The organism is Pseudomonas sp. NPDC089396 (genome assembly GCF_044749545.1).
In the GTDB taxonomy this organism is placed as follows: domain Bacteria; phylum Pseudomonadota; class Gammaproteobacteria; order Pseudomonadales; family Pseudomonadaceae; genus Aquipseudomonas.
The window spans coordinates 460,880-480,241 of record NZ_JBIVIC010000001.1 but is presented as its reverse complement, the minus strand read 5'-3'; the positions used below and the strand labels follow the sequence as shown (position 1 = coordinate 480,241).

Genomic DNA, 19,362 nt, shown 5'->3' with positions numbered 1-19,362 from the left:
CTTATGCCGCGTCGCGCTGGCCGCCACTGCGGAAATTATCCACAGCCTCGATCAGTGCCTGGAGAATCGCCGAACTGTCGCCAATCACCGACAGGTCGGCCCGTTTGATCATGTCGCAGCCCGGGTCCATATTGATCGCCACCACCTTGTCGCAGGCGCCGATGCCCTGCAGGTGCTGGATCGCGCCAGAGATACCCACAGCCACGTAGACCCGTGCCGTGACCCAGGTGCCGGTAGCACCGACCTGGCGGTTGCGCGGCATGAAGCCGTCGTCCACCGCCACCCGCGAGGCGCCTTCGGTGGCGCCAAGGGCCGCCGTGGCCTTGTGGTAGAGGTCCCAGTCCTTCACCCCGTTACCGCCCGAGACGATGAACTCCGCCTCGGCCATGGCGATGGTGGCCGGGTCGACGGCGACCGCGCCGAGGTCTTCGATGCGCGACAGGCTGCGCGCCACGCTTGTGGACAACTCCACCGGCAGCGCCTCATGACGGGTTTCACTGACCGGCTGGGCGCACTCTGCAGCGCCCAGGATCAAGCGTGGCACCGCACGCTGCAGGTCTTGCTGACCGGCACCGGCACGACCGATGCACTGGCCGTCCTTGACCTGCCAGACCCGCGTCGCCGGGCGCTCGCCCAGCGCGGCGCCAAGCCGACGGCCCAGTTCGCCGCCGCCGCTGCGGCTGTCGGGTAACAGCCAGTGGCGCGGGGTGAACTGGTTATCCACAGCCCGCAGGCCCTGGACAAGCTGCTCCGGTGCATAACCTTCGAAAGCTTCGCCTTCGATGACCAGCAAGCGGTCGACGCCGGCTGTGGAAAAGTTGTTTTCCTTGTGCTCGCCAAACACCACGGCCAGTACGGCGCCGTCGCTGCCGGCCAGGCTGTGGGCCAGGCCGAGCAGATCGCGGTCGTGGCTGCTCAAGCGGCCGCCGACCATGTCCGGCACCACGGCGATGTAGAACGCCGGCGCTGGCACCTGGTGCAGCGGCAATTGCACTTGCGCTGCCGCGCTGCGCCGCCCACCGACCCCGGTGCCCTGCTGGGCGCCGCTGCGGTCGATACGCTTGATGCCGTTGGGGCCGATGAAACCGGCGGCGATGGCATGGGGGTTCTTGCGCAGCAGGCCGTTGGGGCCCATCCAGCGGGTTTGTTGCGTCTGCATCGCCGCATGCAGCGGATGCAGACGGTTACGGGCGATCCACTCGGCGCGTGGGTCGCGGCGGATGATGTCGCTCATCAGTGCACCTCCGCAGGTTCACGTATGACCGTTGGCGACTTTGCGGTCGCGGCGGTTTCCTCTTCGATCAGCACATCGGCGACCAGCTCGGCGAGGTCCTTGATCTGTGGGCGCGGTTCGACCACGCCTTCAAGCATCGCGGTGCACTGCGGGCAGCCCACGGCCACCAGCTCCGCCTCGGTTTCGCGAATGTCGTCCATGCGCATGTCGGGAATACGTTGCTTGCCCGGGATGTCGGTGATCGGCGCACCGCCGCCACCGCCGCAGCAACGGGAACGGAAGCCCGAACGCTGCATCTCGCGCACTTCGATTCCCAGCGCCTTGAGCACTTCGCGCGGGGCTTCGTATTCGCCGTTGTAACGGCCCAGGTAGCAAGGGTCGTGGTAGGTGACGATGCCACCCTTGTGCTGCCCGAGGTTGAGCTTCTTGGCCGCGATCAGTTCGGCGATATAGGTGCTGTGGTGCTGCACCTGGTAATTGCCACCCAGGGCGCCGTACTCGTTCTTCAGCACATGGAAGCTGTGCGGGTCGCAGGTCACGATGCGCTGGAACTGGTACTTGGCCAGGGTCTGGATATTGCGTTTGGCCAGTTGCTGGAAGGTCGCTTCATCGCCCAGGCGCCGTGCCACGTCGCCACTGTCGCGTTCTTCAAGGCCGAGCACGGCGAAGTCCACGCCGGAGGCCTTGAGCACTTTGACGAACGAACGCAGGGTGCGCTGGTTGCGCATGTCGAAGGCACCGTCGCCCACCCAGAACAGCACCTCTGTGGTCTTCACCTCCGACAGCAACTGCAGGTTGAGGTCGGCGGCCCAGTTCATCCGCCCGCCAGGAGCGAAACCGCCCGGGTTGTCGGTGGCGATCAGGTTGTCCAGTACCTCGGCGCCCTTGTTCGGGGTCGCGCCCTTTTCAAGGGTGAGATGGCGGCGCATGTCGACGATGGCATCGACGTGCTCGATCATCATCGGGCATTCCTCGACGCAGGCACGGCAAGTGGTGCACGACCACAGCGTCTCGGCGTCGACCAGGCCGTTGACAATTGGCTGGTGCGGGCTGCCGCCGTGCTCGCCGATCGGCTTGCCTGGGTACGGGCTGCCGGCGAACTGCGCATCAGTGCCACCGGCCAGGCCGATGACCATGTCCTGGATGAGCTTTTTCGGGTTCAGCGGTTGGCCGGCGGCGTACGCCGGGCACATGGCTTCACATTTGCCGCACTGCACGCAGGCATCGAAGCCGAGCAGCTGGTTCCAGGTGAAGTCCACCGGTTTTTCCACACCCAGCGGCGCGTTCGGGTCTTCCAGGTCCAGCGGCTTGAGGCCGGTGGAGCGGCCGCCGCCGAAGCGTTCGGCGCGGCGGTGCCAGGCCAGGTGCAGGGCACCGGCGAAGGCGTGTTTCATCGGGCCGCCCCAGGTCATGCCGAAGAACAATTCCGACACGCCCCACAGCACGCCCAGGCCCAGCACGGCGACCATCACCCAGCCACCGGTGTTGGCCGGCAGGATGCCTGCGACCGGCAAGGTGGCGATGAAGAAGCTTGCCGCGAATACCAGCAGGCTTTTCGGCAGGCGCATCCACGGGCCCTTGGACAGGCGCGAGGGCGGATTCAGGCGGCGTTTGAAGACGAAGATGGCACCGCTGAACATGATGACCGTGGCCACCAGCAAGGCGTAGCCGAGGATCTTGCTCTGCAGGCCGAAGCCGTGCACCAGGATCGCCAGCACGGCCGACAGCACGAAGCCGCCCGCGGTGGCCACGTGGGTCTTGGACATGTACTTGTCGCGCTCGACAACATGGTGCAGGTCCACCAGGTAGCGACGCGGCATCGCCAGCAGGCCGCCGAGCAGGTTGACCTGCGATGGCCGGCCACGTCGCCACATGCGCACCCGGCGCAGGGCGCCGAGCACCGCCAGGCCAAGGGCAGCGAACAGCAGGATGGGTAGAAGGGTGTTCAACATGGGAGGCTCCCACAACAACAGCTGAATTCTTGCGCCGTCTCAAAGGCGGCGCGGACCCCTGTAGGAGCGGCCTTGTGTCGCGAAAGGGCTGCGCAGCGGCCCCAAAAATCTGTGCTGCTGCGAAGATCTTGGGGCCGCTTCGCGACCCTTTCGCGACACAAGGCCGCTCCTACAGGGGGGCCAGTCCCGTCTCTAGAGAGGCGGAGCGATCAGAAATCCTTGCACAGGCGCAAGGCGTCGTAGATCGCCGCATGCACGTTGCGCTGGGCCACGCAGTCGCCGATGCGGTACAGCAGGTAGCCCTCGCCCGGCTGGCTGAGGATCGGCTGCGGCTTGATGGCGAACAGCGCCTCCACGTCGATCTGGCCCTTGTTGCGCGAACCGTCCTTCAGCGCGTAGTACAGCTGCTCGTCAGGACGCACGCCGTTCTCCACCACCACCTGGTCGACCACGCGTTCTTCCTTGGCGCCGGTGTACTCGTTCTCGAGCACCGCCACCAGCTTGTCGCCCTCGCGGTAGACCTTCTCCAGCATCATGTCGCCGGTCATGATCACTTCTTTGGGGTACATGCTGCGGTAGTAGGTCGGGAAGGTCGTGCCGCCCATCGCCACGCCCGGCTTGATGTCGTCGGTGACGATCTCGACCTGGCTGCCCTTGTCTGCCAGGAAGTCCGCGGTCGACATGCCGGTGAACTCGCAGATGGTGTCGTACACCAGCACGTTCTTGCCCGGTGCGACCTTGCCGTCGAGTACGTCCCAGCTGCTCACCACCAGCCCTTCGGCGGCGCCCCAATGCTCGTTCTGCTCGACGAACGGATGGCCGCCCACCGCCAGCACGATGATGTCCGGGCGCAGGTCCTGGATGGTCGCCACGTCGGCGGCGGTACCCAGGCGCAGGTCGACTTTCAGGCGGGCGAACTCCAGTTGGTACCAGCGGGTGATGCCGGCGATCTGGTCACGCTGCGGTGCCTTGGCGGCGATGGTGATCTGCCCGCCGATCTGTTCCTTCTTCTCGAACACGGTCACGTCGTGGCCACGCTCGGCGGCCACGCGGGCGGCCTCCATGCCGGCAGGGCCGGCACCGACCACCACCACCTTGCGCTTGGCTCCGGTGGTCTTTTCGATGATGTGCGGCACACCCATGTATTCACGGGAGGTCGCGGCGTTCTGGATGCACAGCACATCCAGGCCCTGGTACTGGCGGTCGATGCAGTAGTTGGCACCGACGCACTGCTTGATCTGGTCGACCTGGCCCATCTTGATCTTGGCGATCAGGTGCGGGTCGGCGATGTGCGCGCGGGTCATGCCGACCATGTCCACGTAGCCGCCTTCGAGGATGCGCGTGGCCTGGTTCGGGTCCTTGATGTTCTGCGCGTGCAGCACCGGGACCTTGACCACTTCCTTGATGCCGGCCGCCAGGTGCAGGAACGGCTCCGGCGGGTAGCTCATGTTGGGGATGACGTTGGCCAGGGTGTTGTGGGTGTCGCAACCCGAGCCGACCACGCCGAGGAAGTCGATCATGCCGGTCGCGTCGTAGTAGGCGGCGATCTGCTTCATGTCCTCGTGGCTGAGGCCATCGGGGTGGAATTCGTCACCGCAGATGCGCATGCCCACGCAGAAGTCGTCACCGACCTCGGCACGCACGGCCTTGAGCACTTCCAGGCCGAACTTCATGCGGCCTTCGAAGGTGCCGCCCCATTCGTCGGTACGCTTGTTGACCCGTGGGCTCCAGAACTGGTCGATCATGTGCTGGTGCACGGCCGACAGCTCGACGCCGTCCAGGCCGCCTTCTTTGGCACGGCGCGCGGCTTGCGCGTAGTTGCCGATCACGCGCCAGATCTCTTCCACCTCGATGGTCTTGCAGGTGGCGCGGTGTACCGGTTCGCGGATACCCGACGGCGACATCAGGGTCGGCCAGTTGAAGCCGTCCCAGCGCGAGCGACGGCCCATGTGGGTAATCTGGATCATGATCTTGGCGCCATGCTTGTGCATGGCGTCGGCCAGGTTCTGGAAGTGCGGGATGATGCGGTCGGTCGACAGGTTGACCGACGCCCACCACTCCTGCGGGCTGTCGATGGCCACCACCGACGAGCCGCCGCAGATCGCCAGGCCGATGCCGCCCTTGGCTTTCTCTTCGTAATACTTCACATAGCGGTCGGTAGTCATGCCGCCGTCAGTGGCGTAGACCTCGGCGTGCGCGGTGCTGAGCACGCGGTTGCGGATGGTCAGTTTGCCGATCTGGATCGGCTGGAACATTGCTTCGAATGCCATGACGCTCTCTCCGGCTTACAACGGCTTGGTAACGAACAGGCCATCTTCGTGGCCTTCTTCCGACCCGCCATAGACCTGCTCGGCCACGGTGCGGATCTTGCTGCCGCGGGCAGCGAGAATCTGGTCCATGGCACCGGCGAACCAGCCGGTGAACATGTAGTCGACCTTGCGCCCGCACTTGCCATACACGTAGACGAAGGCCGAGTGCTTGAGCTTGACGCTGCAGGTGCCCTTGTCGAGGTCGATGTCCTGGATCTCGAACAGGCCCCAGCCACGTTGCGACAGGCGCTTCATGTAGTGCTCGAACACCGCCACACCTTCAAGGCCGTGGCACTCGGCTTCTTTCTCGCACCAGTGCCAGGCCGACTTGTAGCCGGCCTTGTAGAGGATCTCGGCGTAGGCGTCGGCGCCCAGCACTTCCTCGATGCCGATGTGGTTGTTGACGAAGAAATGGCGCGGCACATACAGCATCGGCAGGGCGTCGCTGGTCCAGACACCGGTCTCGCTGTCGACTTCGATTGGCAATTGCGGGGCGATCTTGGCCATGGAAACTCAACTCCATAAAAATTTTCATGTGGGTGCCCCGGCGTTGCTGGCAGGGGCTATCAGGCTTGGAGAGCGGCTTACTCGCCCCAGACGTCCTTGAGGACGTTGACCCAGTTCTCGCCCATGATCTTGCGCACTACACGCTCGGAGTGGCCGCGCTTGAGCAGGGTTTCGGTGAGGTTGGGGAACTCGCCGACAGTGCGGATGCCCAGCGGGTTGATGATCTTGCCGAAGTTGGTCAGGCGTCGGGCGTAGCCCTTGTCGTGGGTCAGGTACTCGAAGAAGTCCTGGCCATGGCCCTGGGTGAAGTCGGTGCCGATGCCGATGGCGTCTTCACCGACGATGTTCATGGTGTATTCGATGGCTTCGGCGTAGTCGTCGATGGTCGAGTCGATGCCCTTGGCCAGGAACGGCGCGAACATGGTCACGCCAACGAAGCCGCCGTGGTCGGCGATGAACTTCAGTTCTGCGTCCGACTTGTTGCGCGGGTGCTCCTTCAGGCCCGAGGGCAAACAGTGGGAGTAGCACACCGGTTTTTTCGATTCGAGGATGACTTCTTCGGAGGTCTTGGAGCCGACGTGGGACAGGTCGCACATGATGCCCACGCGGTTCATCTCGGCGACGATCTCGCGGCCGAAGCCCGACAGGCCGCCGTCACGCTCGTAGCAGCCGGTGCCGACCAGGTTCTGGGTGTTGTAGCACATCTGCACGATGCCCACGCCCAGCTGCTTGAACACGTCGACGTAGCCGATCTGGTCTTCGAAGGCATGGGCGTTCTGGAAGCCGAAGAGGATGCCGGTCTTGCCCAGTTCCTTGGCCTTGCGGATGTCGGCGGTGGTGCGCACCGGCATCACCAGGTCGCCGTTCTCGCGGATCAGCTTCTGGCTGGCGGCGATGTTGTCGACGGTAGCCTTGAAGCCTTCCCAGACCGACACCGTGCAGTTGGCCGCGGTCAGCCCGCCTTTGCGCATGTCTTCGAACAGTTCGCGGTTCCATTTGGCGATGATCAGGCCGTCGATGACGATGCTGTCGGCGTGAAGTTCGGCTGGGCTCATCAGGCTGTCCCCTTTTTATTCAGTTGGGCTGCGCCAAACCTTCTGCCGGCGCTTTGGGGCCAGCATATGCCTGCGGCTGGAAGCGCCCCGATGCAAAAACGACAGGGGGTTTGCCGAAAGCGTCAATGCGCGACATCAGGCCGTCTGGCCCGCCGTTCGGGGATGAGAGACAGTCTCGATAACGACTTGCGCAGGTCCTACATGAACATTTCTTCAGGAAGCTATCGTCTTGCCTTTGGCTGAGCGAGAATCCCAGCCATTCGTCAGTCTGTTAAGGGGAAAACGGATGAAATCAATGGCATGGCTGGTACTGCTGGCCGTCGTCGGTGGGGCGCAGGCTGGTGAGGAAGAAAGCACGCCTTGCGACAACGTTGAAAGCGACCAGCAGACTTACGCCTGCGCGGCGTTCAACAAGCAGACTGCCGAACGTGAGTTGAAGTCGGCCTATGACGACTTGATCCAGCGTATTCGCGACCAGTATGCCGACGAGGCGGATCAGGCCACGTCGCTCACGGGGCGCATGGATGCGGCCGAGAAGCTGTGGACGCAGTTGCGCGATGCCGACTGCAAGGTCGAGACTTATGCCGAGAAGCCGGGCAGCAAGGCCTTTGAAGCGGCGTGGAATACCTGCGTGGCGCAGCGTAGCGATGATCGCTCGGAATATCTGCAGACCATCGGGCAGCAATAAGTGCCGCTATCGCCTGTAGGAGCGGCCTTGTGTCGCGAAAGGGCCGCGCAGCGGCCCCAAGATCTTCGCAGCAGCACAGATTTTGGGGCCGCTGCGCGGCCCTTTCGCGACTCAAGGCCGCTCCTACAAGCCAGGATACGGTTGAATACCCTCAAACCGCCCGCGCCAACCGATCTTCCCGCGGACACCGCTCAAACCGCACCCGATAACACCGGGTGAAATACGACGCCGACTCGAACCCGCACGCCACCGCCACCTCCAGCACGCTCATGTCGGTCTGGCGCAACAGCTGTCGCGCCTTGTCCAGCCTCAGGCGCAGATAAAAACCGCTGGGCGTGTCCCCCAGATGCAGGCGAAACAGCCGCTCCAACTGCCGCCGGGTCACCTGCACCGCATCGGCCAGCACCTGGGTATTGAGCGGCTGCTCGATATTGCGCTCCATCTCGCCAATCACCTTCACCAGCTTCTTGTTGCTGATGCCATAGCGGCTGGCGATCTGCATGCGCTGATGGTCCTGGCGTGGGCGGATGCGCCCGAGCACGAACTGCTCCGACACCTGCACCGCCAGTTCGCTGCCATGGGCCTGGGCGATCAGGTCGAGCATCAGGTCGATCGAGGCGGTGCCGCCGGCACAGGTGATGCGCCGACGGTCGATCTCGAACAGCTCCTGGGTCGCCTGCAGCCGCGGGTAGCGCTCCTTGAAGGCGTCCAGCGCCTCCCAGTGCAACGTCGCCCGGTAGCCGTCGAGCAAACCCGCCTCGGCCAGCAGCATGGCCCCGGTGTCGATACCGCCGAGGATCACCCCGTCATGGTCGAAGCGGCGCAGGCCTTGCTGCAGCGCAGGACCGAAGTGCACCAGCGGGTCGAACCCTGCCACCACCAGCAACATGCGCCCGGGCGCCTCCTGCGCCAGCGCGCCATCGGCGTTCACCGACATGCCATTGCTCGCCTGCACCGGGCCACCGTCCAGGCTGAGCACGCGCCAGCGGTACAACGGGCCGCGAAAACGATTGGCTACGCGCAGTGGCTCCAGGGCGCTGATGAAGCCCATGGCGGAAAAGCCCGGCAGCAATAAAAAGTGGATGGTGTCCGGCATCGAATGCTCCACAGTGGAGGTGGTCGCTTGCGTGCAATTGTTGGTCGCCAGGGTGCGAATTTCCACCCCGCCAGCGGCGTAGCGTATCCACACGGTCCGCAGAGGCCGCCCACCATAACAATATGCACTGCCGATGGAGAGCCACCATGCACAGCTTGATCCGCCGCAGCCTGTTGTCCCTTGCCTTGAGCAGCATCGTCGCTACCCCGCTTTTCGCCGCAGAACCCGCGGCTTGCAAGAACGTGCGCCTGGGCGTGGTCAACTGGACCGACGTCATCGCCACCAGCGCCATGGCCCAGGTGCTGCTCGACGGCCTGGGTTACCAGACCAAACAGACCAGCGCCTCGCAGCAGATCATCTTCGCCGGCATCCGCGACAAACGCCTGGACATGTTCCTGGGTTACTGGAACCCGATCATGACCCAGACCATCACTCCGTTCATCGATGCCCAGCAGGTCAAGGTGCTCGACAAGCCGAGCCTGGAGGATGCCCGGGCCACCCTGGCGGTGCCGAAGTACCTGTATGACAAGGGCCTGAAGACCTTCGCCGACATTCACAAGTTCGAGAAGGAGCTGGGCGGCAAGATCTATGGCATCGAGCCCGGTTCCGGTGCCAACACCCAGATCAAGGCGATGATCACCAAGAACCAGTTCGACCTGGGCAAGTTCCAGCTGGTCGAGTCCAGCGAAGCCGGCATGCTCGCCGCCGTCGACCGCTCGGTGCGGCGCAAGGAAGCGGTGGTGTTCTTCGGCTGGGCGCCGCACCCGATGAACGTGAACATCGACATGGCCTACCTGGGTGAAAGCCAGGATGCCCTGGGGCCTGACGAAGGCCGTGCCACGGTATGGACGGTTACCGCCCCGGACTATGCCGACCGCTGCCCCAACGCCCACCGCCTGCTGGCCAACCTGAACTTCAGCGCCGAGGACGAGAGCCGGATGATGCAGCCGCTGCTCGATCACAAGGACGCCCTGGAGTCGGCCCGCCAATGGCTCAAGGACCACCCCGAGGACAAGGCCCGCTGGCTTGAGGGTGTGACCACCTTCGATGGCAAGCCTGCTGCGGACAACCTCAAGCTCACCGCCAACTGACAGGGCCTCATCGCCGGCAAGCCGGCTCCCACAGGGATATCGCTCACCAGGGTTCACCACGAACCCTGTGGGAGCCGGCTTGCCGGCGATAGGGCCACCACAGACACCACAAGGAACCGCCATGAACCACGACGTCATCATCACCTGCGCCCTCACCGGCGCCGGCGACACAGTCGCCAAGAGCCACCTGGTCCCCGTCACCCCCAAGCAGATCGCCGAATCCGCCGTCGAAGCCGCCAAGGCCGGCGCCACCGTGGTCCACTGCCACGTCCGCGACCCGCAGACCGGCCGCTTCAGCCGCGACGTGAACCTCTACCGCGAGGTCATGGAGCGTATCCGCGAAGCCGACGTCGACGTCATCGTCAACCTCACCGCCGGCATGGGCGGCGACCTGGAAATCGGCCCGGGCGAAACCCCCATGGAATTCGGCCCAGGCACCGACCTGATCGGCCCGCTGGAGCGCCTGGCTCACGTTGAAGCGCTGCTGCCGGAAATCTGCACCCTGGACTGCGGCACCCTCAACTTCGGCGACGGCAACGCCATCTACGTTTCCACCCCCGCGCAACTGCGCGCCGGTGCCAAGCGCATCACCGAACTGGGCGTGAAGGCCGAGCTGGAAATCTTCGACACCGGCCACCTGTGGTTCGCCAAGCAGATGATGAAAGAAGGCCTGCTCGAAGACCCGCTGTTCCAGCTGTGCCTGGGCATCCCGTGGGGCGCGCCGGCCGACACCACCACCATGAAGGCGATGGTCGACAACCTGCCGGCCAATGTCACCTGGGCCGGCTTCGGTATCGGTCGCATGCAGATGCCGATGGCCGCACAAGCGGTGCTGCTCGGCGGCAACGTGCGGGTCGGCCTGGAAGACAACCTGTACCTGGACCGTGGCGTGCTGGCCAGCAACGGCCAGCTGGTGGAACGCGCGGCCGAGATCATCACCCGCATGGGTGGCCGCGTCCTGTCCCCGGCAGAAGGTCGGGAAAAAATGAACCTCAAGCGCCGCTGATCCCTTCAGGAGCCCGATATGCACTTCATCACCGAGATCAAGACCTTCGCCGCCCTGGGTAGCGGCGTGATCGGCAGCGGCTGGGTCGCCCGCGCCCTGGCCCACGGCCTGGACGTGGTCGCCTGGGACCCTGCACCGGGTGCCGAGCAGGCGCTGCGCAAGCGCATCGCCAATGCCTGGCCTGCGCTGGAGAAACAAGGCCTGGCACCTGGCGCGGCGCAGGACCGTCTGAAATTCGTGGCCACCATCGAGGAATGTGTTCGCGACGCCGACTTCATCCAGGAAAGCGCGCCAGAGCGCCTGGACCTCAAGCTTGACCTGCATGCGAAGATCAGCGCCGCCGCCAAGCCCAACGCCATTATCGGCTCCAGCACCTCAGGCCTTTTGCCCAGCGAATTCTACGAGTCGGCCACCCACCCCGAACGCTGCGTGGTCGGCCACCCGTTCAACCCGGTGTACCTGCTGCCGCTGGTGGAGATCGTCGGCGGTAACCGTACCGCCCCCGAAGCCATCGAGGCAGCAAAGACCATCTACACCGCGCTGGGCATGCGCCCACTGCACGTGCGCAAGGAAGTCCCAGGGTTCATTGCCGACCGCTTGCTCGAAGCCCTGTGGCGCGAGGCGCTGCACCTGGTCAACGACGGTGTCGCCACCACGGGTGAAATCGACGATGCCATCCGCTTCGGCGCCGGCCTGCGCTGGTCGTTCATGGGCACCTTCCTCACCTACACGCTGGCCGGTGGCGATGCTGGCATGCGCCACTTCATGTCGCAGTTCGGCCCGGCGCTGAAGCTGCCCTGGACCTACCTGCCGGCCCCCGAGCTGACCGACAAGCTGATCGACGATGTGGTGGACGGCACCTCGGAGCAACTGGGCGACCGCAGCATCGCCGCGCTGGAGCGCTATCGTGATGACACCCTGCTGGCCGTACTGGAAGCCGTGAAAACCAGCAAGGCCAGCCACGGGATGTCATTCAGCGACTGAGGAGACCGCGATGCCCGCACTGATCACCTACCGCACCCCAGTCCATGAGGACTGGGTCGACTACAACGGGCATCTGCGCGATGCCTTCTACCTGCTGATCTTCAGCTACGCCACCGATGCGCTGATGGAGCGCATCGGCCTGGATGCCGACAGCAGGGGGCAGACTGGGCAGTCGCTATTCACCCTGGAAGCCCATATCAACTACCTGCACGAAGTGAAGCTGGGCACCGAAGTGTGGGTGCAGACGCAAATCATCGGCTTCGATCGCAAGCGCCTGCAGGTCTATCACAGCTTGCACCGGCAAGGGGTCGGCGACGCGCTGGCGGTCAGCGAGCAGATGCTGCTGCATGTCGACCTGGCGGGCCCGAAAGCGGCACCGTTCAGTGAGCGCAGCGCCGGGTTGCTGCAGGCACTGGTCGATAGCCAGCACGATCTGCAAGTACCTGAATACGTCGGACGAGTGATTGCCCTCCCCCCCGCTAAATAAACGGCAGGCAAAAAAATGGCCCCGGAAAGCCGTGAGCATCCGGGGCCAAGAGAGCGAGCAACATCCACTGTGCGTGAGCGAGGGTGACCAAACCCTCTAGTACCGTGAATGGCTTCAGTGTGCTGGCTTCTCAGGCCAGGGATTTAGCCGGGAACGACCTGTTCTTAGCCAAAGCAGCCATGGCGACAATCTGTGGTTGCGGGGCTGTCGTGCGCGTCACAGAATCGGTCGTGAATCAAGCAGCACTCTCTTCGCGATAAAAGGGACAACAGCCATGATGCATGCGGATTTGATTGATCAGGACGACCTGGCAGGCCACCTGCGCGCGCGCGGTTTCGACATCCCCGCCGGGGCCTCTGCCGAGCAGGCCTGCGAGGCGGTGGTACGCGGGCTGACCGAGCCCAATGCCCGTGCGCTCAAGGGCATGGTCGAACAGATGTATACCGGCAGCGCGACGATTCTGCCGGCGGTACGCCAGGCCATCGACAAGCAACTGCTGCCGGCGTTGGCGCAGTTCAACAAGCGCGTCTGACGCCTGTTTTTGAAATGAATTGATCGGCCCCATCGCGGGCAAGCCCGCCCCTACAATTACACCACCGTATTTGTAGGAACGGGCTTGCCCGCGATGGGCCGAAACTGATTCAGATTCTCACGCCCTCCAACCCGGCGTTGCTGCCTCACTGATATTCGCCCAGACAGGCAATACGATTAGTGATGCAAGCACATACGCTGCCTCTGCGACGATAGCCAGCTTCATACAAAGGCCACTATCAGCGATACGATGTGTACCGGCCTGTCAGACGACTCAGCCAGGCCACATAAACTAGTATTCATCCAGTGAAAGCCTTCACCCGCAAGGAGGTACGGGTAAACGATCAAGACGAGCGAAGATATTTACGCTGCGCAAGTACACTACAGGGACACAAAATTAAATGGATATTTTGCGACATGTTCCAACATGGGATGAAATCGAGCGAAACCTGAATGTAAGACTTGGCGAATTAAACCAAAGCATTTTGGCATCTTGGCACGAAAGCAGCCAAAGCTGGAATGGGTTTACGCGTCACGTATCCAATCAATTCGATCAAGCCTACGGAAACTTAGGCGGTGATCGAATCAACGCGGTGCGCCAAGCCCTTTATCGTGCGGAACCAATTTTCATAGGAAGAGTCAGGCAGCATTGGTCCACCCTTCATATAGACCAGATAATCGAAGTACTTCGAAAACTGGCAAAAGAAGTATCGTTAATTTTAGGTGGCAGCATTGCAATAGGCTCGATCATAGGAGGCGCCACTGGCTCTTTGGCTTTTGGTGCGGGCGCCGCCCCTGGTGCAATTGCAGGAGGGGCAATTGGTTTTGAAATTGGCAATCTCATACTTCTAAGCTTAGGCTTGTCGGCAATTGCAGAGTATTTTCTCACGGGAATACCGAAGTGTCTTGCCACACTGCAAGATGGTATCATTACTGCCTGGCGCTCTGAAGATGGAGTTCCTGGCGGGCTCGATCCCACCGGTGGTTCTGCAGCTCGTAGAGAACAGATGGTTAATCGTGCTGCCGACCAACTGGCGAGAGGCCAAGAGCAACTGGTCCAATTGCTACTCACTGCGATAGTTACGTACCTGTTACGCGGAACTGTCAAGGACGGTATTTCAAACAGCATGGAAGCAGTGACTGCTCGGAGCCTGAAATTCAGAGCTGAAGTAAAAAATAAAGAGCTAGTCCGTTGGTTGGACAAGAACCAGGCAGCGCTATTGGCGCACCCAGAGCTTCAACCACCATCCAGCGGGCTGCCCACGGCATCAGTGCTACCAAGGAAACCAGATAACCCGAAATGGGACAATGTTCGCTTCAGAGTCGATGGAGATTTTGGAAACCTTCCGGCGCTGCGGCAAATGTATGTCAGAGAGGTATTTGAGTTACAACAGCAGGTAAGTGCGATGAAGGCATCCGGCGCCACTTCTAAAGCAATCGCAGAATTTGCCTACTCTTCACGCACGACCCTCAAGCTCAAGTACAGAGAATTCACACCGCCCGACTTACTCAAAGTTATTGATGAGCGCAACATGGGGAAATACGGTGACAAGATTGGACCGACATTCGAATGGCTTGTGATAAAAGGCAAATCATTTGATCAAATCATCGAGAGTGCAACCCGCTCTGGCGGTGGAGACCTATTTTAATGAGTAGTCTAAAACTGGATGCCTTGGATGTAGAAATAATGCACTCTGGGCGAGCGTGCCTGAACCTGACCTCATGCATAGACTGGGAGGACTTTCCGAGCTACGCAAATGCAGTGCTGGACGTGCTCAATGGTAACATTGAAAAACGATCGGACTCGGTGGATGTGAGGATCTGGGAGGTAACTATCGAGAAAGAGAAGTTTCACCTTACCTTTGATGACTTCCCCGTTATGGTATCACTCGAGGCGATCACACCCAGAGGCGACATGTTAATTGTCGACTTCAAAAGCAAGCTGTCAAAAGTGTCGGTTTAGCAAGGCTCCCTAGCCTTCTCCCCCACAGGTATCTGCAATACCTGTGGGGGCCGGTGCTGTTTCAGAGCCTCACACTGGCAAAGGTCGACTCATTGCGCGCCTGGCTCAGCGCCGCCATCGGCCCGCTGTGCGGTGACAAGGCCATGGCCTGAGGAATCGGCATCATCGCCACCTGCTGCGCGGTGTTGGAACCGACACGCTCATCCCGCGGCGGAATGCCGAAATACTCGCGGTAGCACTTGGAGAAGTGCGGCGTGGACACAAAGCCGCACACCGACGCCACCTCGATGATCGACATCGGCGTCTGCTTGAGCAGCTGCCGCGCGCGGATCAGGCGCAGTTTCAGGTAATAGCGTGACGGCGAGCAGTGCAGGTACTTCTGGAACAGCCGCTCAAGCTGACGCCGCGAGACCGAGACGTACACCGCCAGCTCGTCCAGGTCGATCGGCTCCTCGAGGTTGGCCTCCATCAGCGCGACGATCTCCTGCAGCTTCGGCTGGTTGGTGCCGAGCATGTGCTTGAGCGGCACGCGCTGGTGGTCCTGCTCGTTGCGAATGCGCTCGTAGACGAACATCTCGGAGATCGCCGCCGACAGCTCGCGGCCGTGATCACGGCTGATCAGGTGCAGCATCATGTCCAGCGGCGCGGTGCCGCCGGAGCTGGTGAAGCGGTTGCGGTCGAGGGTGAACAGGCGGGTACTCATGTTCACCCGCGGGAAGGCCTCCTGCATCGCGGCCAGGCATTCCCAGTGCACGCTGCAGTCGAAGCCGTCGAGCAAGCCGGCACAGGCCAGCGCCCAGCTACCGGTGCACACCGCGCCAAGGCGACGTGACTGGCGGGCCTGAGCCTGCAGCCAGGTGACGTGCTCACGGGTGACCGAACGCTGAATGCCAACGCCACCACAGACGATCACGGTGTCCATGGGCGGTGCATTGCTGATGGCTGCATCCGGGGTGATCTGCAGGCCATCGCTGGCCCACACCTGGCCACCGTCGACCGTCAGGGTGTGCCAGCGATACAGCTCGCGCCCGGACAACTGGTTGGCCATGCGCAGCGGCTCGACGGCCGATGCGAGGGAAATGAGGGTGAAGTTGTCCAATAGAAGAAACCCGATGGACTGGGGTGCTGTGCGGTTCTGGGTTGGATTCCCGGAGGTGTACGACGTCATCGCGATTTCTCCTCACACAAATGCTGGGTGTGCCTCAGGCGGGCACTGATTTCTTGTTATGACCCCTCGGTCATTTTCCGAGGGTTTTGCCAATCTCAACGCAAACGCCGTGCCTAAAATTGAACGGCCATCCAAAAAAAACCAAAAACGACGCATTCATTCGGCAATTCCGGGGGTTGTAGTCGAGTGGGTCGACTTGCGCAAACACCCGGGCCAGCGCCTCTGCGTGTAACGGCTGAGCAATTCGGTGACAGGCGCAGTGCAGGTTGCCCAGAAACGACACTCTTGAGTGTCACCGACAACGCCCACACCGATCGCGACATCCGACAGCCGGCAGTGCTCCAGAACAGGGCGCCACCGAGTGTAGTGCCCCTTTTAGGAATGCGGCGGCTCTATCGCCGGCAAGCCGGCTCCCACAGGAACCCCACAGAGCCTGAGCGTTGTGCATTCCCTGTGGGAGCCGGCTTGCCGGCGATGGGGCCAGCCCAGGCTGTCAGCATTCGATGGCGCTGACCGCCAGGCCACCGCGCGAGGTCTCTTTGTACTTGTCGTGCATGTCGGCACCGGTGTCGCGCATGGTGCGGATCACCTGGTCGAGGGAAATGAAGTGCTCGCCGTCGCCCCGCAGGGCCATCTGCACGGCGTTGATCGCTTTAACCGCAGCAATCGCATTGCGCTCGATGCATGGCACCTGAACCAACCCGCCAACCGGGTCGCAGGTTAGCCCCAGGTTATGCTCCAGGGCGATCTCGGCGGCGTTTTCCACCTGTGCCGGCGTTGCGCCCAGTACTTCGGCAAGACCCGCCGCCGCCATGGCGCACGCCGAGCCGACCTCACCTTGGCAACCAACCTCGGCACCGGAAATCGACGCGTTCTTCTTGCACAGAATGCCCACGGCGGCAGCGCCGAGGAAGAAGTCGACCACGCTGGAGTCGTCCACCACATCGCTGAAGCGCATGTAGTAGTGCAGCACCGCCGGGATGATGCCGGCCGCGCCGTTGGTGGGCGCGGTGACCATACGCCCGCCGGCGGCGTTCTCTTCGTTGACCGCCAGGGCGAACAGGTTGACCCACTCCATGGCGCTCATGGTCGAGCCGATCACGTTGGGTTTGCCGATCTCTTGCAGGCTGCGGTGCAACTTGGCAGCGCGGCGACGCACATTCAGCCCGCCAGGGAGCGTGCCTTCATACTTGAGGCCGTTGTTGACGCATTCCTGCATGGCGCCCCACAGCTTGTGCAAGCCTGCGTGGATCTCCTCCTCGCTGCGCCAGACCTTCTCGTTGGCCATCATCAATTGCGACACGCTGAGGTCGTTTTGCTTGCACAGGCGCAGCAGCTCGGCGGCACTGTTGAAATCGTAGGGCAGCACCGTCTGGTCAGCATCCAGCACGCCACTGGCGGCCTGGGCGGCATCGACCACGAAACCGCCGCCCACCGAGTAATAGGTGTCGCGGTGCAGCTCGCCCTGCTCGCCTTCGGCAACCAGAGTCATGGCGTTGGGGTGGTACGGCAGGTTCTCGTCCAGCAGGCGCATGTCGCGGGCCCAGACGAATTCGATGGGCAGGCGGCCGTCCAGCAGCAGGGTGTCGGTTTCACGCAGGTCGGCGATGCGCGGGATGATCTGGGTCGGGTCGATGGCGTCCGGCCATTCGCCCATCAGGCCCATGATGGTGGCGTTGTCGGTGCCATGGCCGATGCCGGTGGCCGAGAGCGAGCCGTACAGCTGCACCTCGACCCGTTTCACCCGCTCCAGCTCGCCGCGTTCGCGCAGGCCCTGAACGAACAGGGCACCGGCACGCATGGGGCCGACGGTGTGGGAGCTGGAGGGACCGACACCGATCTTGAACAGGTCGAACACGCTGATGGCCATTGTCGCTTCACCTCTTGCTGGGCTTGTCTCTGCGCGCCATGCGCAGGGCGGGGCAACTGCTAGGCTGAAGCTGCGAGCCGCCACGAATGCACGCATCATCGGGGTTTTGCCGCCCTCTTCGCCGTCTGCAACCGACGTACTTTTGTCCAGCAGCGCCGCGCTGTTTTGCGCCGTCTGCGCGCCGCTTTCCAGCGCTCTGGTGACGCAAAAACGCGGCCGCGGAGGTGGAAAAATCCATATGCGACATCGCCCGTACTGGATACGACCCGTTGCGTACTGGTTACGACCCCACCAGTAGGCGTAAGCCCTGTGCTGGAGGATTATCGAAAGCGACTCGTATTGCACGGCCTCGCAACCTGCCCTCTGCAGGCCTGGTCGACCGGACCCTGAGAAAGCCCGGCGACCCTCGCGAACCCGAAGATAAAATCACAGGAGTCCATCCATGAAAGGTTCACCCTCGCTGTTGCTGGTTGCGTTGCTCTCAGCACCGTTGCTGGCCCAGGCCGCCGAACCCGAGCAGTGCCAGACGGTACGCTTCTCGGACGTCGGCTGGACCGACATCACCGTGACCACCGCAACCACCAGCGTCGTGCTCGAAGCCCTGGGTTACAAGACCCACACCACCATGATCTCGGTACCGGTGACCTACAAGTCGCTGGCCACCGGCAAGGACCTGGACGTGTTTCTCGGCAACTGGATGCCGACCATGGAGAACGACATCAAGCAGTACCGCGATGCCGGCACGGTCGAGACGGTTCGCGCCAACCTGGAAAACGCCAAGTACACCTTGGCCGTGCCCCAGGCGCTGTATGACAAGGGCCTGAAGGATTTCGCCGACATTCCCAAGTTCAAGAAGGAACTGGACAGCAAGATCTACGGCATCGAGCCCGGCAACGACGGCAACCGCACCATCCAGAGCATGATCGACAAGAACGCCTTCGGCCTGAAGGACGCCGGCTTCAAGATCGTGCAGTCGAGCGAGGCTGGCATGCTGTCGCAGGTCGACCGGGCGCAGAAACGCGGCGAAGCCATCGTGTTCCTGGGCTGGGAACCGCACCCGATGAACACCCGTTTCAAGATGCAGTACCTCACCGGTGGGGATGATTTCTTCGGCCCCGAATTCGGCAAGGCCACCGTTCTCACCAACACCCGCAAGGGCTACGTGAACGAATGCAGCAACGTTGGCCAGTTGCTGAAGAACCTGTCGTTCGAGCTCAAGGATGAAAGCACCATGATGGGCTATGTCCTGGACGACAAGATGAAGCCCGACGACGCCGCCAGGAAATGGCTCAAGGCCAACCCCGGCAAGCTGGACACCTGGCTGGCCGGCGTTACTACCGTGGATGGCAAACCCGGCCTTGAGGCGGCCAAGGCCAAACTGACGCAATAACGCAAGACGCTATGGCAACACCGCGGGGCGG

Annotated in this window: 17 protein-coding genes; 9 read left to right on the top strand and 8 right to left on the bottom strand. The window is 62.6% G+C overall.

Annotated features, from left to right (window positions below):
• Nucleotide 1: 1 nt before the first annotated feature.
• From ACIPZB_RS02295 to ACIPZB_RS02275, 5 genes are all read right to left on the bottom strand, one after another.
• Entirely contained in the window at nucleotides 2-1,234 is a 1,233-nt protein-coding gene (locus ACIPZB_RS02295) for an electron transfer flavoprotein subunit alpha/FixB family protein (protein WP_400638835.1), read from the bottom strand.
• Nucleotides 1,234-3,186: a dimethylglycine demethylation protein DgcB gene (gene dgcB / locus ACIPZB_RS02290; RefSeq protein WP_400638834.1), complete on the bottom strand. Its 1,953-nt coding sequence runs from the start codon at nucleotides 3,184-3,186 to the stop codon at nucleotides 1,234-1,236. The genes ACIPZB_RS02295 and dgcB overlap by 1 nt, the downstream gene beginning before the upstream one ends.
• Nucleotides 3,187-3,395: 209 nt before the next feature.
• On the bottom strand, nucleotides 3,396-5,456 hold the full coding sequence (gene dgcA, locus ACIPZB_RS02285; protein ID WP_400638833.1) for a dimethylglycine demethylation protein DgcA: 2,061 nt from the start codon (nucleotides 5,454-5,456) through the stop codon (nucleotides 3,396-3,398).
• 15 nt (nucleotides 5,457-5,471) lie between these two features.
• Nucleotides 5,472-6,002, bottom strand: a complete 531-nt coding sequence (locus tag ACIPZB_RS02280) for a DUF5943 domain-containing protein (protein WP_008091518.1) — start codon at nucleotides 6,000-6,002, stop codon at nucleotides 5,472-5,474.
• Nucleotides 6,003-6,079: 77 nt separating this feature from the next.
• A complete protein-coding gene (locus ACIPZB_RS02275) occupies nucleotides 6,080-7,057 on the bottom strand; it encodes a dipeptidase (RefSeq protein WP_400638832.1) in 978 nt (325 codons plus the stop codon).
• 286 nt (nucleotides 7,058-7,343) lie between these two features.
• On the opposite strand from ACIPZB_RS02275, the gene ACIPZB_RS02270 reads away from it, so the two are divergent.
• A complete protein-coding gene (locus ACIPZB_RS02270; RefSeq protein WP_400638831.1) occupies nucleotides 7,344-7,745 on the top strand; it encodes a lysozyme inhibitor LprI family protein in 402 nt (133 codons plus the stop codon).
• Nucleotides 7,746-7,896: 151 nt separating this feature from the next.
• On the opposite strand, the gene ACIPZB_RS02265 is transcribed toward ACIPZB_RS02270, so the two are convergent.
• Nucleotides 7,897-8,841: a GlxA family transcriptional regulator gene (locus ACIPZB_RS02265; protein ID WP_400638830.1), complete on the bottom strand. Its 945-nt coding sequence runs from the start codon at nucleotides 8,839-8,841 to the stop codon at nucleotides 7,897-7,899.
• Between the two features lie 146 nt (nucleotides 8,842-8,987).
• On the opposite strand from ACIPZB_RS02265, the gene choX reads away from it, so the two are divergent.
• The 7 genes from choX (at nucleotide 8,988) to ACIPZB_RS02230 (ending at nucleotide 14,903) form a co-directional block, all read left to right on the top strand.
• Nucleotides 8,988-9,932, top strand: a complete 945-nt coding sequence (gene choX, locus ACIPZB_RS02260; protein WP_400638829.1) for a choline ABC transporter substrate-binding protein — start codon at nucleotides 8,988-8,990, stop codon at nucleotides 9,930-9,932.
• Between the two features lie 121 nt (nucleotides 9,933-10,053).
• Nucleotides 10,054-10,938, top strand: coding sequence for a 3-keto-5-aminohexanoate cleavage protein (locus tag ACIPZB_RS02255; RefSeq protein ID WP_008091510.1), 885 nt, complete (start codon nucleotides 10,054-10,056; stop codon nucleotides 10,936-10,938).
• Between the two features lie 18 nt (nucleotides 10,939-10,956).
• Entirely contained in the window at nucleotides 10,957-11,922 is a 966-nt protein-coding gene (locus ACIPZB_RS02250; RefSeq protein WP_400638828.1) for an L-carnitine dehydrogenase, read from the top strand.
• A gap of 10 nt (nucleotides 11,923-11,932) precedes the next feature.
• Nucleotides 11,933-12,409 carry a thioesterase family protein gene (locus tag ACIPZB_RS02245; protein WP_400638827.1) on the top strand — a complete coding sequence of 159 codons (477 nt, stop codon included), beginning with the start codon at nucleotides 11,933-11,935 and terminating at the stop codon, nucleotides 12,407-12,409.
• 274 nt (nucleotides 12,410-12,683) lie between these two features.
• On the top strand, nucleotides 12,684-12,941 hold the full coding sequence (locus ACIPZB_RS02240; RefSeq protein WP_400638826.1) for a hypothetical protein: 258 nt from the start codon (nucleotides 12,684-12,686) through the stop codon (nucleotides 12,939-12,941).
• A 400-nt stretch (nucleotides 12,942-13,341) separates the two neighbouring features.
• Nucleotides 13,342-14,589 (top strand): DUF6861 domain-containing protein, encoded by a 1,248-nt coding sequence (locus tag ACIPZB_RS02235; RefSeq protein WP_400638825.1) that lies wholly within the window; start codon nucleotides 13,342-13,344, stop codon nucleotides 14,587-14,589.
• Entirely contained in the window at nucleotides 14,589-14,903 is a 315-nt protein-coding gene (locus ACIPZB_RS02230) for a DUF3630 family protein (protein ID WP_400638824.1), read from the top strand. Before ACIPZB_RS02235 ends, ACIPZB_RS02230 begins: the two co-directional genes overlap by 1 nt.
• A 61-nt stretch (nucleotides 14,904-14,964) precedes the next feature.
• Here the strand turns inward: ACIPZB_RS02230 and ACIPZB_RS02225 are convergent, their stop codons facing one another.
• Together ACIPZB_RS02225 and ACIPZB_RS02220 are read right to left on the bottom strand one after the other, a co-directional pair.
• The gene (locus tag ACIPZB_RS02225; protein WP_400638823.1) at nucleotides 14,965-16,071 is read right to left on the bottom strand and encodes a GlxA family transcriptional regulator; all 1,107 of its coding nucleotides are present in this window, start codon (nucleotides 16,069-16,071) and stop codon (nucleotides 14,965-14,967) included.
• A 493-nt stretch (nucleotides 16,072-16,564) separates the two neighbouring features.
• Entirely contained in the window at nucleotides 16,565-17,941 is a 1,377-nt protein-coding gene (locus tag ACIPZB_RS02220; RefSeq protein WP_400638822.1) for an L-serine ammonia-lyase, read from the bottom strand.
• A 442-nt stretch (nucleotides 17,942-18,383) separates the two neighbouring features.
• Here ACIPZB_RS02220 and ACIPZB_RS02215 point away from each other — a divergent pair, with 442 nt between their 5' ends.
• Nucleotides 18,384-19,331, top strand: a complete 948-nt coding sequence (locus ACIPZB_RS02215) for a choline ABC transporter substrate-binding protein (RefSeq protein WP_400638821.1) — start codon at nucleotides 18,384-18,386, stop codon at nucleotides 19,329-19,331.
• Nucleotides 19,332-19,362 lie beyond the last annotated feature (31 nt).